Origin of the sequence: Methanothermobacter sp. KEPCO-1 (assembly GCF_008033705.1) — an archaeon.
Taxonomy (GTDB): Archaea; Methanobacteriota; Methanobacteria; order Methanobacteriales; family Methanothermobacteraceae; genus Methanothermobacter; species Methanothermobacter marburgensis.
Window position 1 is genome coordinate 654,974 of the sequence record NZ_CP042937.1, and the last position, 12,487, is coordinate 667,460.

A 12,487-nucleotide genomic window follows, 5' to 3' on the forward strand; every position below is an offset into this window, starting at 1 on the left:
AAAGAGTATATATCATCCATAAGTTCCTGAATTTATTACCAAGAAGGTAAAGAGGCGGTTAAATGGATATCAGAAATTTGCTTGAAAAATTGAAGCCCTTCATAATAATTATAGTGCTGTTCTCAGCCGTATTCTATATAAGGGCCGAGGCCAGTAACATTGGAGGGGTCCCTGCTGATGCAAAGGACTTCTATGAGGACTCGGATGGACTGCCATACTTCAGTGAGATGGACTCCTACTACAACTACAGGCTCACAATGAATTACCTCACCAGGGGCATGATGGGGGATACCCTTGTCGATGGCAAACCCTACGACCTCCACTCCTACTACCCCCCTGGAAGACCCGTTGATTACCCCCCACTCATAGTTTACGTAACCTCCGCTGCCTACAGGGTGGCCAACGTCTTTGGAGACTTCAGCCTCAAGGAGGTGGCTTTCTGGATGGGGGCCCTGATAGGTTCCCTCTGCGTCATCCCTGCCTACCTCTTCGTCAGGAGAATCACCAATGACTACGGGGGCATCGCTGCAGCCCTGGTGGTTGGGCTGGTCCCCACCTACGTTGCCCACACCTACGCCGGTTTCTTTGACACCGACATGTTCAACTTCGTTCTTCCACTGCTGGTGTTCTGGTTCTTCACAGAGAGCATGCTTGCAGTGGATCTGAAAAGGAAAACAGCCTATGCGCTTGCAGCTGCAGTTTCAGTGCTTGTATTCTCGGCTGCATGGGTCGGTTACATATTCTATCTGGCCGTTCTGGTGGCCTTCATCATAGTTTACTCCGTGATCTCAAGGTACGTTCTGGGTGAGAAACCAGATAGGGAGTTCACTGGTAAGGTTGACTGGCTGCTGCATCAGCGCGAGATATTCCCACTTCTGGTTCTCCTCTTAGGTGGCGGGATTCTCATAGGCATATTCGGAGGATTTTCCAGCCTGGCTGGTGCCGTGACGGGCCTTGTGAGCACCACCCAGATACAGGCAACGGCCCAGACAACAGCCTACCCCAACGTGTATGTGTCAGTTTCAGAGCTGCAGATCCCTGAATTCATAACCACAGGGGCCGGGGCAAAGAACCTCTTCATGCCAGGACAGGGATCAGTTGTTGGTGGTGTTGGTGGGCTTCTGGTATTCCTTCTCGGTGTACTCGGTGTCGGAGCCCTCCTCTGGAAGTACAGGGAGCCAGAGGTTCAGGTAAAGGAACCTGACAGGAAGCTTAAGGCCGGCAAGAAGAGCAAATTCATTAAAAGGCAGAATAAAAAGAGGACTTCCGACAGTGAAATGAGGCACCGTTATCTCCTATACGCTGTCCTCATGGCTGTATGGCTGGTGATGAGTGGATACGCTGTCACGAAGGGTTCAAGGTTTATACCGACCTTTGCAATACCCCTGGGACTTTCAGCAGGGATATTCACTGGATTCCTGGTTGAATACCTCAGGGAAAATATTAAGACAACATCCTCCATTGCACTGGTTGCCTTTGTGGCCGCTATTGCCATTGCAATGCCCTTCGGTGTCTCAGTTGCTGTTAAGCTCCTTGCAGGGGTGATTGCAGCTGGATTCATATATGTGGTCAGAAAGCCAGAGGTGAGGGCCCCTGTCATGATGGCCCTTGTTGTCCTGGCGGTGGTGGCCCCCTCTGTGAGCGGAGCACATTCACTTACATCAGGTGTTGCCCCGGGCACAGATGATGGGATGTGGAAATCAATGGAGTGGATCAAGAAGAACACCAGCAAGGACACCGTGGTCATGTCCTGGTGGGACTTCGGCCACCTCTTTGCTGTTGCAGCCGACAGGCCCGTGACGTTCGACGGCGGTTCACAGAACACTCCAAGGGCTTACTGGATCGGTAAGGCGCTGACAACCAGTAACGAGACACTCTCAAGGGGCATACTCACAATGCTATCCTCCAGCGGTGACCTTGCCTATGAAACCCTCGACAACTACACAAACGACAGTGGTAAAACCGCCGAGATACTGACATCCACCCTGGGACTGTCAAGGGATGATGCCAGGGCAGTTATGACGGGACGCTACGGCCTCACAGAGAAGGAGGCTGACAGTGTACTCAGATACTCACACCCATCAAAACCAAAGCCCTTCGTGCTTGTACTCAGCTCTGACATGCTCGGAAAGGCCCCATGGTGGACATACTTCGGTACCTGGGACTTCAGGAAGAAAACAGGGTCAAGGTACGGCTACTATCCCTCACTGGGAAGTTCAAAGCCCCAGGTTGTGAACAACACAACAGTGATCCAGACCGTCAACACCATGGTGGAGGACAACCTGGTTGGAACCATCATAGAGAAGAGGGACAATACGACAAATGCAACGATAGCCATCGGCAACAACAGGACAGTTCAGAGGATAAAGCCCCACAAACTCATAATAATAGAGGGTAACCTCCTTGTCAGGAATGAGATTGTGGACGGCAACGCCCAGCTCAGTTTAATTGTCATTGGAAGTGGAAACCAGTACACAACTGTGATAATGAACAGGGAACTGGAAGACGCGGTGTTCACGAAACTGTTCCTGCTGGGTGGATTCAACCAGACATCCTTCAAGTTCCTTCATCAGGAACCAGGTGTGCTGCTGTGGACAGCAGCATAACCATTATTTATAATCCAAATCAACAAGTAGAAAAATAATTTCAAACAGCACATAACCATATTTATAATCTAAACAATAAATTCGTCATTCAGATTGAAGAAAAATTAATTTTTCAGTAGCGTTTGGCCATCTTGGCTCTGAGTATGTCTGTTGCACTGACCACACCGATTATCTCGTCATCATCCTCAACCAGGAGGCGCCAGACAACGTTCTTGACCATCCTCTCAGCGGCCTCCTTCAGGGTTGCCCCGGGCGGGACTGTCACAAGGTCCCTCTCCATGACCTCCCATACCTTGACCTCTCCAAGATCATCCCCCTCGGCAATTGCCTCAAGCACGTCCCAGGTGGTTACAATTCCAACCTTGACACCATCCCTGACAACAACCGAGCTACCCTTGCCGTTCTCAACATAGTTCCTGAGAACATCCTCAAGGCTGGCCGATATGTCAATGGTGTCAACATCTGTAACCATAACGTCCTCAACCCTCATAAAATCACCGTGGTATATTATGAATCTTATGATATAAAATTATAAGGGAAAATATTTAATAATGTGGATTAGAGAACATTGAATGATTACACTGATTTTGCCCCGCTTCAACAATGTTCATGTGAGTATTATGGATATCGAGGAGAAGATCAAAAAGATAGAAGAGGAGATACAGAGGACCCCCTACAACAAGGCCACAGCACACCATATAGGGAAACTGAAGGCAAAGATCTCCCGCCTGAAGGAGGAGGCCCTCCAGCGAAGGTCGTCCTCAGGGAAGGGGAAGGGATTCCATATAAAAAAATCAGGGGACTCCACCGTTGTACTCATCGGTTTCCCCTCTGTCGGTAAATCAACCCTCCTCAACGAACTCACCAATGCAGAGTCAAAGGTTGGGGAGTACCAGTTCACAACCCTTGAGATAGTGCCCGGTGTGATGGAGTACCGGGGGGCCCAGATACAGATCTTCGACATACCCGGGATAATAACCGGCGCCTCCCGGGGTAAGGGCCGTGGAAGGGAGATACTTTCGGTTGCAAGGAGCGCTGACCTCATAGTCATGGTCCTTGATGTCTTCAACACGGACCACATGGATGTGATTCTACGTGAACTTCGTGATGTTGGCATAAGGCCCAACGAGACGCCCCCTGATGTGACCGTGAAGAGGAAAAAACTTGGTGGTGTGAAGCTATCATCAACCGTTGAACTGACCCACCTGGATGAGAGGATCATACGCTCTGTGCTCAATGAGTATGGCATCCACAATGCCGATGTACTCATAAGGGAGGACATAACCGTTGACCAGTTCATAGACGTTATGGAGGCAAACCGCGCCTACATACCGGCCATCACAGTTATAAACAAGATAGACCTTGTGGATGAATCCTATCTGAACCGTGTAAAGCATGAATTCCCTGACGCCCTGCTGATATCCGCAGACAGGAACCTGAACATTGACGAGCTCAGGGAGGAAATATTTAACCGCCTTGGGCTTATAAGGATATACATGAAGCCACAGGGACAGAAGGCAGACTACAGTGAGCCTTTAATAATTAAAGAGGGTTCAACCGTTGGTGACGTGTGTCAGAAACTCCACAGAGACTTTGTCCGTAAATTCCGGCACGCCAGGGTCTGGGGCAGCTCGGTTAAATTTGACGGTCAGAAGGTCGGAATCGACCATGTCCTCAACGATGAGGATGTGCTGAGGATCATCATAAAGAAGTGAACTCCCATCCGGGGAACAATTAAAATGTGTATCATGAACACATATCATTTGAAGGTGTGAAGATGAAACTTGATGATATAAAAATTTCAAGAGCCATTGTTGAAGGATACATGGAGGAACTCCTGGACTACATGGACATGGACGTTGCGATTGGTGGAGGGGGACCCTCCGGACTTACAGCAGGTTACTACCTTGCAAGGGCGGGCCTGAAGGTTGCCCTGTTTGAGAGAAAACTCTCCATAGGTGGGGGTATGTGGGGAGGCGGTATGATGTTCAACAAGATCGTTGTCCAGGATGAGGGTAAGGAGATCCTGGATGAGTTCGGTGTAAGGTCAAGACCCTATGATGAGGGATACCACGTTGCAGACTCTGTTGAGGCAACATCAACCCTCTGCTCAAGGGCATGCCAGGCAGGACTCAAGATATTCAACCTCATGAGCATAGAGGATGTTATGATCCGTGATGAGGGCATAACGGGTCTTGTGCTTAACTGGAGCTCTGTTGAGATGGCCGGACTCCACGTTGATCCCCTCACCGTGAGGGCGGGGGCGGTTATAGATGCAACTGGCCATGACTGTGAGATAGTGAAGGTTGTGGAGCGGAAGATAGGCCCTGAACTCAACACAGCTGATGGCAGGATACAGGGTGAGAGGTCAATGTGGGCAGATGTGGGTGAGGCCGCCCTCATAGAGAACACCCGTGAGGTTTACCCCAACCTCTATGTGGCCGGTATGGCGAGCAACGCAGTCTACGGCGCCCCACGTATGGGCCCCATATTTGGGGGTATGCTGGTCTCAGGTAGAAGGGTTGCAGAGATGATAATTGAAAAGCTGAAATAATGAGGCCCATCTGCATAACAGGCACCCCCGGTGTTGGTAAGAGTACAGTGGCTGAAATTCTCAGGGATTCCGGTTTCAGGGTCCTTTCTGTGGGTGAACTTGCGCTGGAGGAGGGTTTCATCCTTGGAAGGAACCCTGACCGTGGTTACCTTGAGGTGGACATTGAATCCCTCTGCAGCCACGTTAAGGGCCTTGAGGGTGACGGTGCCATACTCGAGGGTCACCTCTCCCACCTCTGCAGCTGCTGCAGTATGGTGATAGTGCTGAGGCTCCACCCCAAAATCCTTGAGGGGCGCCTTAAGGCAAGGGGTTACCCTGAGGAGAAGATCGCTGAAAACCTTGAGGCCGAGGCCCTGGACGTCTGCCTGGTGGAGGCTGTTGAGATCCATGGTGATAGGGTCCATGAGGTTGATACAACCGGCAGATCAGCCAGGGAGGTTGCAGAGATCATTATGGATATTATAAGTGGTTCCAGGGTGTGCCCGCCGGGTGGGGTTGACTTCTCAGGATGGCTCCTTGGTTGATGGAAAAGCTTTTTAAATATGGAAACACAAACCACTTATAATATTCTTCTTGTGCTTAAGTTACAACACCATCTTAATGTGCAAGATCAGGGATGTTCTATTCCGTTGTGAGAGGTTAAACCTTGAGGAGAGGAAAGAGACCCGGATGGATGCTGAAGATTGCCCGTGAGAGAATAGACATCCTCTTCAGAATGGCTGACCGTGAATTTGCAGCCAACCCGGGGAGATCGCACAGGTACACCGAACTTGCAAGAAACATATCCATGAAGTACCGTGTAAGGATTCCCAGAGAGTGGAGAAGGAGGTTCTGCAGGAGGTGTTACAGCTTCCTCAAACCAGGTTCAAACTGCACCGTCAGGATATCCGGTGGGAAGGTTAATTTTAGGTGTCATGAGTGCGGTCACATCATGAGATTCCCCTACATTCAGGAAAAAAAGGAGAAAAGGAGAAATAAAATTGAGTCTCACACCATCAAAAAAGGAGCTGATGAGCCGGTCACTTTCGGCGCTCACAATAAACGTGGGAAAGGCCGGGGTGACTGAAAGTCTCATTGAAGAGGTCAGGAGGCAGTTAAAGGCAAATGAACTTATAAAGGTAAGATTTGCCAGGACAGTGGCCTCAGAAAAAGAAAGCTATATTACCGAGATAGTTGAAAAAACAAATTCTGAGCTCATAGATTTAAGAGGAAATGTGGCAATAATTTTCAAAAAAAGATCTTAGGAGGATAAATATGACTACAGTTTATGATGTGCCAGCAGATCTGCTTATAAATAAGGTTGCCGAGGACCTTAAGGATGGTAAGGTTAAATCCCCTGAGTGGGTTAACTTTGTCAAGACAGGTGTCCACAAGGAAAGAAGGCCCGAGAACCCTGACTGGTGGTATGTGAGGGCAGCTGCCCTTCTGAGGAGGGTCTATATCGACGGGCCCGTGGGTGTTAACAGCCTCAGAACCCACTACGGTGGTAAAAAGGATAGGGGTTCACGTCCAGAAAGGTTCAGAAGGGGAAGCGGTGCGATAATAAGGAGAGCCCTTCAGCAGCTTGAGGAATCAGGCCTCATAACAAAGGAGGATGGTGGGAGAGTCATAACACCTGAAGGCCGTTCATTCCTGGATAAGGCTGCTGCTGAAGTAAAAAAAGAAGTTGAAGGCCTTGAAAATTACTGAAAACCTGAAGGGGCCTGGGAGGTTTTCTAATTGACAGACCTCGAAGAAATACGTCGCAAAAAAATGCTGGAACTCCAGCAGAGGGCACAGCAGCAGGCAATGGAAACTGAAGCCCAGGAGCAGATGCGTCAGCAGCTTGAAATGCAGAAGAAACAGATAATGATGCAGATACTCACCCCTGAAGCCCGCAGCCGTCTTGCGAATCTGAGGCTTACAAGGCCAGAATTCGTTGAGCAGATAGAACTCCAGCTGATACAGCTGGCCCAGATGGGTCGTGTGAGGTCAAAGATAACAGACGAACAGCTCAAGGAGTTGCTCAAGAGAGTTTCTGGCAAAAAAAGGGAGATAAAGATCAGTAGAAAATGAATGCATGCGTACTCTACAGTGGTGGTAAGGACAGCTCACTGATGGCTGTGATGCTCCAGAGGATGGGGATCCAGGCTGAACTTGTAACTGTGAACTTTGGTGTCTATGATTCCTGGAGGCCCGCATCCATGGCGGCAGATGCCCTGGGCTTTAAACACAGGGTCCTTGAACTCAGTGGGGATGTGCTCAGGGAAGCCACTGAAATGATAATAAATGATGGGTTCCCCAATAACGGTATAATGCATATACACAGAAGCGCCGTTGAGGCCGCTGCAGTTGAGTACGATCTGGTTGCTGATGGAACGCGACGTGACGACAGGACCCCCAAGCTTACAAGAAATGAAATACAGAGCCTTGAAGACCGTAGGGATGTTGAATACGTGAACCTTGATGGTTTTGGTCACAGGACCATCAACAGATTCGCTTCAGAGTTATTCACGCTTAAAAGGGAGAAGAGTAATCCTGAAAACAGCTCCGACTATGAGGTTGAGGTTCGCCTCCTCATGGAGAAGATGGGCTGCAGATCAGAGACATTCTTCCCCGTTCACTTCCAGACCAGGGTGACTGGCTGGAAAGATTCACAGCAAGGAGGATGCTGAATGAGTAGAAACAAACATGTTGCCAGAAAACTTAGAATGGCGAAGGCTAACAGACAGAACAGAAGGGTGCCCGCATGGGTGATGGTTAAAACCAATTACAGGGTCAGAAGCCATCCAAAGATGAGGCACTGGAGAAGGACCAAACTCAAGGTGTAGGAGGGATCTTAACATGGAGAGAATTTACGTTATACCCCTTAGGAAGGCAAAGGAAGTTCCAAGAACCATAAGAGCACCGAAGGCTGTTAAGATTGTCAGGGAATTTCTCATGAAACACATGAAGACAGACACTGTTAAAATTGATGAATCCATCAACGAAAAAATCTGGGAGAGGGGTATCCAGAAGATTCCCCCCAGGATAAAGGTCAGAGCCGTCAAGGATGAGGACGGCGTGGTGGAAGCCATTCTCGAAGAATAAAAAAATGGTGGATTATGATCAGAAGGATCAACCTCAGCGGAAACCCCAACCTTGGAGTCTACATCTCTGTAACTGACAGTGTGGCCCTCATACCTGTGAATGCATCCCCAAAATTTGAGGATGCACTGAGGGAGGCCCTTGAAGTTGAAGTCCTGAGGACATCCCTCAGTGGCAGCAGCCTCAACGGGGCGCTTTCAGCCGGAAATTCAAACGGTTTCGTGGTTTCAAACCAGGCCATGGACCGTGAAGTTGAGGCGCTCATGGCTGCAGGTCTTGAGGTTACCCGCATCCCCGACAGGTTCACAGCAGTTGGCAACCTTGTTCTGGCCAATGATAATGGTGCTGTTGCAAGTCCACTGCTATCAGAGGATGCCCTGAATGTTATAGGGGATGTTCTTGAGGTTGATGTTAAGGTATCCACAGTTGCAGGCCTCAACATCATAGGATCCCTGGGGGCTGTGACCAACCGCGGAGCACTCCTGCACCCCCACACCTCAGAGGATGAAATGAGGGTTATTGAGGGGGCTTTGGGAGTGGAGGCAGATGTTGGCACCGTCAACCATGGGGTAGCACTGGTAGGTGCCTGCTCAGCAGCCAACTCAAATGGTGTCCTTGTGGGTGAAGAAACCACAGGACCTGAACTTGCAAGGATAGAAGAAGCTTTAGGTTTTCTTGAGGGATGAAAAATGAAAACGAAGATATTTAGGGTTAAAGGAAAGTTCCAGATGGGTGATAAACTTCAGCCATTCACAAAGGAACTCAAGGCAATAAAGGAAGAGGAGATCTACGAAAGACTCTACTCAGAATTCGGAAGTAAACACAGGGTTCCGAGAAGCAAGGTTATGATTGAGGAGATAGAGGAGATATCACCCGAGGAGGTAGAGGACCCGGTGGTCAGGGCGCTGGTCCAGAGGTGATCCCATGGAAGACCAGCAGAAACTTGAGGAGATAGTTAACCAGCTCAACATTTACCAGAACCAGGCAGAACTCATCCAGCAGCAGATGGAGGCTGTCCGGGCAACGATCAGTGAACTGGAGATACTTGAAAACACACTGAAGGACATCCAGGAAAAGGAAGGCTCTGAAACCCTTGTACCTGTTGGTGCCGGTTCCTTCATAAAGGCAGAACTCAAGGAGACAAGCGAGGTCATAATGAGTGTTGGTGCTGGTGTTGCCATAAAGAAGAACTTTGAGGACGCCATGAAAACCATCGACTCGCAGAAGAAGGAACTTGAGGCAACACTCCAGAAGATGGGTGAGAACCTCCGCAAGATAACCGACATCATCCTCAAGTTATCTCCTCAGGCAGAGGAACTCCTTAAAAGGGTAAGGGGAAGTGAGGAGTAAGTGTTTGAATCTCTGAAGAAAAAATTCACTGAAACAGTGGGGAAGATCACCGAAAAGGTCTCAGGTGCTGAAGCCCCATCTGAGGATGAGAAGGTTTCCCCAGAAGATAGCCGCCCTGAGCCTGTGGCAGCTACTGAAACCGAGAAGACAGAATCTGAGACTCCCATTCCAGAATCAGAGGATGATAAAACCGATGACCGGAGCGATGAAGAGGGCTCAGGTTTCCTTTCATTTTTCAGGGAAAAGAAGATATCAGAGAAGGACGTTGAGGACGTCCTCTGGGAACTGGAAATGGCCCTCCTTGAAAGTGACGTGGCCCTTGAAGTGGCTGAAAGAATCGTTGAGGAACTCAGGGAGGAGCTGGTTGGTAAAAAGGTTAAGAGGAGCACCGAGATCTCAGACTACACAAGGGAAGCCCTTAAAAAGGCCGTCATGGATGTTCTGAGTGTTGATGGAGTTAAAATCAGAGAACTCGTAGAAAAAAGGAAGCCCCTTGTTATAATGTTCGTGGGTATAAACGGTACAGGTAAGACAACCACCATCGCCAAGGTGGCCAGGTACTTCATGAGGATGGGCCTTGAACCTGTTATGGCTGCAGCAGATACATTCCGTGCAGGGGCGATAGAGCAGATACATGAACACGCAGATAAACTTGGTGTTAAAATTATAAGCCACCGCAAGGGGGCTGACCCTGCTGCAGTGGCCTTCGATGCCGTATCCCATGCTAAGGCCCAGGGTAAGGATGTTGTCCTAATAGACACGGCGGGGCGAATGCAGACAAACGTCAACCTCATGGATGAGATGGCCAAGATAAAGAGGGTTGTGAAGCCTGACCTCATAGTATTTGTTGGCGATGCCCTTACAGGTAACGATGCCATTGAACAGGCGACAAAATTTGATGAAGCAGTGGGCATAGATGCCGTTATCCTCACCAAGGCCGATGCCGATGCCCGTGGCGGTGCAGCATTATCCATTGGTTACATGATCCGTAAGCCCATAATATTCATCGGTACGGGACAGGGCTACGATGACATCATGGAATTCCAGCCCGAATGGATGGTCAATCAGCTGTTTACCTGACCTGATTTTCATTTTATTAGCAGTCATCCCTCCACATTATCCAAAAATTTTTATACAATGTGATCTATTTTTATACAATGCGATCTCCATTTCCCATGAGGGGGTTTCCAGATGACTGCAAGGATACTGCTGGTTGAGGATGAGGCAATAACTGCAATGGACCTCCAGAGGAAACTGGAATTCCAGGGTTACGATGTAATCGGAATTGCCCACAGCGGGGAGGCTGCAGTTGAACTTGCAGAGAAACACCGTCCAGACCTTATTCTCATGGACATAATCCTCAGGGGTCCCATGAGTGGCGTTGAGGCTGCAGAGAGGATAAAGGATCTTGATATACCTGTTGTTTTTCTATCGGCACACTCCGAGGAATCCACCAAGTATGGGTTCCATGAGGGATACCTTGAATCCATAAGGGTGAGCTGGGGTGAGGGCAGGTACAGTGAGGGGCCCACAGGAAGGTCCATAAAGGAGGGGAAACCCGTAATTATAAGGGATACAGAGAATGATCCATCATTCGCGCCGTGGAGGGATGAGGCCATTGACAGGGGGTACATGTCTGTTATGGGACTTCCCATCAGGGTCAGGGACGAGAACATAGGGGCCCTTACCGTTTACTCCTCAGAGAAGGGTTCATTCGACCCTGAAGAGGTGGAACTCCTAGGTGAACTTGCAGGTGACATATCATTCCGCCTTGAATCTGAAATTGTCCTTGGTGAAATGGATAAAAGGATAACTGAACTTGAAAGAAGGGAGGAATTATTCAGGGAAATTTTTGAATCAACCCCTCTGGCCATACTCAACTTCAGGGTTGGGGATGGTATCCAGCTTGATGAACTCAATAGAGCAGCCTCAGTCTTAACCGGCCTGGAGACTGCAGGTGGTGAGCGTATTGAGGATGTGCTCAGCGGTCTTCATGAGGATGATTTAAAAGAGGTGGTCAGGGCAGCTGAGAGGGGTGATGATTCCAGGTGGGAACGTCTTCAGTACTGTAACGGGGATTCTGTGAAGTTTCTGGAATTGAGAACCGTTAAAACCTCAGAGGACACTGTAACAGTATTTTTAATTGATCATTCTCCAGCTGAAAATTAAAAAAATCTGTCAATCTCTGTCAGAGAGGAGTATCCCCCCAACACCAACATCCTCAGGTGGGACCTCCCTTATGAGTACTGTTATGGTTGACTCTGGAAGGCCCATCACCTCACTTGAGACCTCTGTTATGCGTTTTACAAGTTCCCTCTTCTTTTCCCTTGTCAGCTTGTTGCAGCTTATCTGAATAACAGGCATGGTACCACCAGATATAACTATGGAGTCACATCTAATAAGTCTTAAACTGGATAAGCTTATATCACAGTATCAAACAGAGAGGAATGAAATATGATCGGAGAAAAGGAGTTAATAAGACTTTTTCCGGATTTCAAGGAACTGGTACAGCCGGCTGGGATTGACCTCCGTGTTGATGAGGTTTACCGGCAGGCAGGTCCAGGTTCACTGATTGACGATGAAAAGAATCTGCCACCCCTTGAAAGGCTGGATCCTCCTGTATACACACTGGAACCAGGGAAATCCTATCTTGTGAGTGTTGATAGAAGGATAGAGATACCTGAGGGTTATGCAATGCTTTACCTTCCAAGGTCAACTCTGCTGCGATCCTTTGTATCGGTCCACACCGCGGTTGGGGACCCTGGATTCAGGGGGACGCTCCAGTTCCTTGTCCAGAACTGTGGTGAATATGAGTACAGGATCAAAAGGGGTGAGAGGATAGCGCAGGGAGTTGTATTCCCTGTCAAGGGTTCTGGGAGGTACAGCGGGAGCTACCAGGAGGACTGACTGG

Annotated in this window: 19 protein-coding genes; 17 read left to right on the top strand and 2 right to left on the bottom strand. The window is 49.0% G+C overall.

Annotation, left to right across the window (positions count from 1 at the left end; genetic code table 11):
• Positions 1–62: 62 nt before the first annotated feature.
• Complete coding sequence (locus FVF72_RS03505) at positions 63–2,606, top strand: dolichyl-diphosphooligosaccharide--protein glycosyltransferase subunit STT3 (RefSeq protein ID WP_147671229.1); 2,544 nt, start codon at positions 63–65, stop codon at positions 2,604–2,606.
• A gap of 112 nt (positions 2,607–2,718) precedes the next feature.
• Here FVF72_RS03505 and FVF72_RS03510 read toward each other — a convergent pair whose 3' ends face one another.
• The gene (locus tag FVF72_RS03510) at positions 2,719–3,096 is read right to left on the bottom strand and encodes a CBS domain-containing protein (RefSeq protein ID WP_147671230.1); all 378 of its coding nucleotides are present in this window, start codon (positions 3,094–3,096) and stop codon (positions 2,719–2,721) included.
• Between the two features lie 130 nt (positions 3,097–3,226).
• Between FVF72_RS03510 and FVF72_RS03515 the strand changes: the two genes are divergently transcribed.
• The 15 genes from FVF72_RS03515 to FVF72_RS03585 all read left to right on the top strand — a co-directional run bounded on the left by FVF72_RS03515 (position 3,227) and on the right by FVF72_RS03585 (position 11,745).
• Positions 3,227–4,321, top strand: a complete 1,095-nt coding sequence (locus tag FVF72_RS03515; RefSeq protein WP_147671982.1) for a GTP-binding protein — start codon at positions 3,227–3,229, stop codon at positions 4,319–4,321.
• A gap of 62 nt (positions 4,322–4,383) precedes the next feature.
• On the top strand, positions 4,384–5,160 hold the full coding sequence (locus FVF72_RS03520) for a sulfide-dependent adenosine diphosphate thiazole synthase (RefSeq protein WP_013295042.1): 777 nt from the start codon (positions 4,384–4,386) through the stop codon (positions 5,158–5,160).
• Complete coding sequence (locus FVF72_RS03525) at positions 5,160–5,684, top strand: adenylate kinase family protein (RefSeq protein ID WP_013295041.1); 525 nt, start codon at positions 5,160–5,162, stop codon at positions 5,682–5,684. Before FVF72_RS03520 ends, FVF72_RS03525 begins: the two co-directional genes overlap by 1 nt.
• Before the next feature lie 122 nt (positions 5,685–5,806).
• Entirely contained in the window at positions 5,807–6,226 is a 420-nt protein-coding gene (rnp4, locus tag FVF72_RS03530; RefSeq protein ID WP_013295040.1) for a ribonuclease P protein component 4, read from the top strand.
• Positions 6,171–6,404 (top strand): YhbY family RNA-binding protein, encoded by a 234-nt coding sequence (locus FVF72_RS03535; protein ID WP_048901160.1) that lies wholly within the window; start codon positions 6,171–6,173, stop codon positions 6,402–6,404. Before rnp4 ends, FVF72_RS03535 begins: the two co-directional genes overlap by 56 nt.
• A gap of 10 nt (positions 6,405–6,414) precedes the next feature.
• Positions 6,415–6,849 carry a 30S ribosomal protein S19e gene (locus FVF72_RS03540; protein WP_013295038.1) on the top strand — a complete coding sequence of 145 codons (435 nt, stop codon included), beginning with the start codon at positions 6,415–6,417 and terminating at the stop codon, positions 6,847–6,849.
• Positions 6,850–6,879: 30 nt separating this feature from the next.
• On the top strand, positions 6,880–7,215 hold the full coding sequence (locus FVF72_RS03545) for a DNA-binding protein (protein ID WP_013295037.1): 336 nt from the start codon (positions 6,880–6,882) through the stop codon (positions 7,213–7,215).
• The gene (locus FVF72_RS03550) at positions 7,212–7,814 is read left to right on the top strand and encodes an asparagine synthase-related protein (RefSeq protein ID WP_013295036.1); all 603 of its coding nucleotides are present in this window, start codon (positions 7,212–7,214) and stop codon (positions 7,812–7,814) included. The genes FVF72_RS03545 and FVF72_RS03550 overlap by 4 nt, the downstream gene beginning before the upstream one ends.
• Positions 7,815–7,970: a 50S ribosomal protein L39e gene (locus tag FVF72_RS03555; RefSeq protein WP_010877221.1), complete on the top strand. Its 156-nt coding sequence runs from the start codon at positions 7,815–7,817 to the stop codon at positions 7,968–7,970.
• A gap of 13 nt (positions 7,971–7,983) precedes the next feature.
• Complete coding sequence (locus FVF72_RS03560; protein WP_013295035.1) at positions 7,984–8,229, top strand: 50S ribosomal protein L31e; 246 nt, start codon at positions 7,984–7,986, stop codon at positions 8,227–8,229.
• Between the two features lie 14 nt (positions 8,230–8,243).
• Positions 8,244–8,912, top strand: a complete 669-nt coding sequence (locus tag FVF72_RS03565) for a translation initiation factor IF-6 (protein ID WP_013295034.1) — start codon at positions 8,244–8,246, stop codon at positions 8,910–8,912.
• Between the two features lie 3 nt (positions 8,913–8,915).
• Positions 8,916–9,146, top strand: coding sequence for a 50S ribosomal protein L18Ae (gene rpl18a / locus FVF72_RS03570; protein WP_013295033.1), 231 nt, complete (start codon positions 8,916–8,918; stop codon positions 9,144–9,146).
• A 4-nt stretch (positions 9,147–9,150) separates the two neighbouring features.
• Positions 9,151–9,576: a prefoldin subunit alpha gene (gene pfdA / locus FVF72_RS03575; protein ID WP_147671231.1), complete on the top strand. Its 426-nt coding sequence runs from the start codon at positions 9,151–9,153 to the stop codon at positions 9,574–9,576.
• On the top strand, positions 9,577–10,656 hold the full coding sequence (gene ftsY / locus FVF72_RS03580) for a signal recognition particle-docking protein FtsY (RefSeq protein WP_147671232.1): 1,080 nt from the start codon (positions 9,577–9,579) through the stop codon (positions 10,654–10,656). It begins immediately after the preceding gene.
• 111 nt (positions 10,657–10,767) lie between these two features.
• Complete coding sequence (locus tag FVF72_RS03585) at positions 10,768–11,745, top strand: GAF domain-containing protein (RefSeq protein ID WP_013295030.1); 978 nt, start codon at positions 10,768–10,770, stop codon at positions 11,743–11,745.
• A gap of 9 nt (positions 11,746–11,754) precedes the next feature.
• Here FVF72_RS03585 and dmpI read toward each other — a convergent pair whose 3' ends face one another.
• Positions 11,755–11,940, bottom strand: coding sequence for a 4-oxalocrotonate tautomerase DmpI (dmpI, locus tag FVF72_RS03590; protein ID WP_013295029.1), 186 nt, complete (start codon positions 11,938–11,940; stop codon positions 11,755–11,757).
• Positions 11,941–12,030: 90 nt separating this feature from the next.
• Between dmpI and FVF72_RS03595 the strand changes: the two genes are divergently transcribed.
• Positions 12,031–12,483 carry a deoxyuridine 5'-triphosphate nucleotidohydrolase gene (locus FVF72_RS03595; RefSeq protein WP_013295028.1) on the top strand — a complete coding sequence of 151 codons (453 nt, stop codon included), beginning with the start codon at positions 12,031–12,033 and terminating at the stop codon, positions 12,481–12,483.
• Positions 12,484–12,487: the final 4 nt, after the last annotated feature.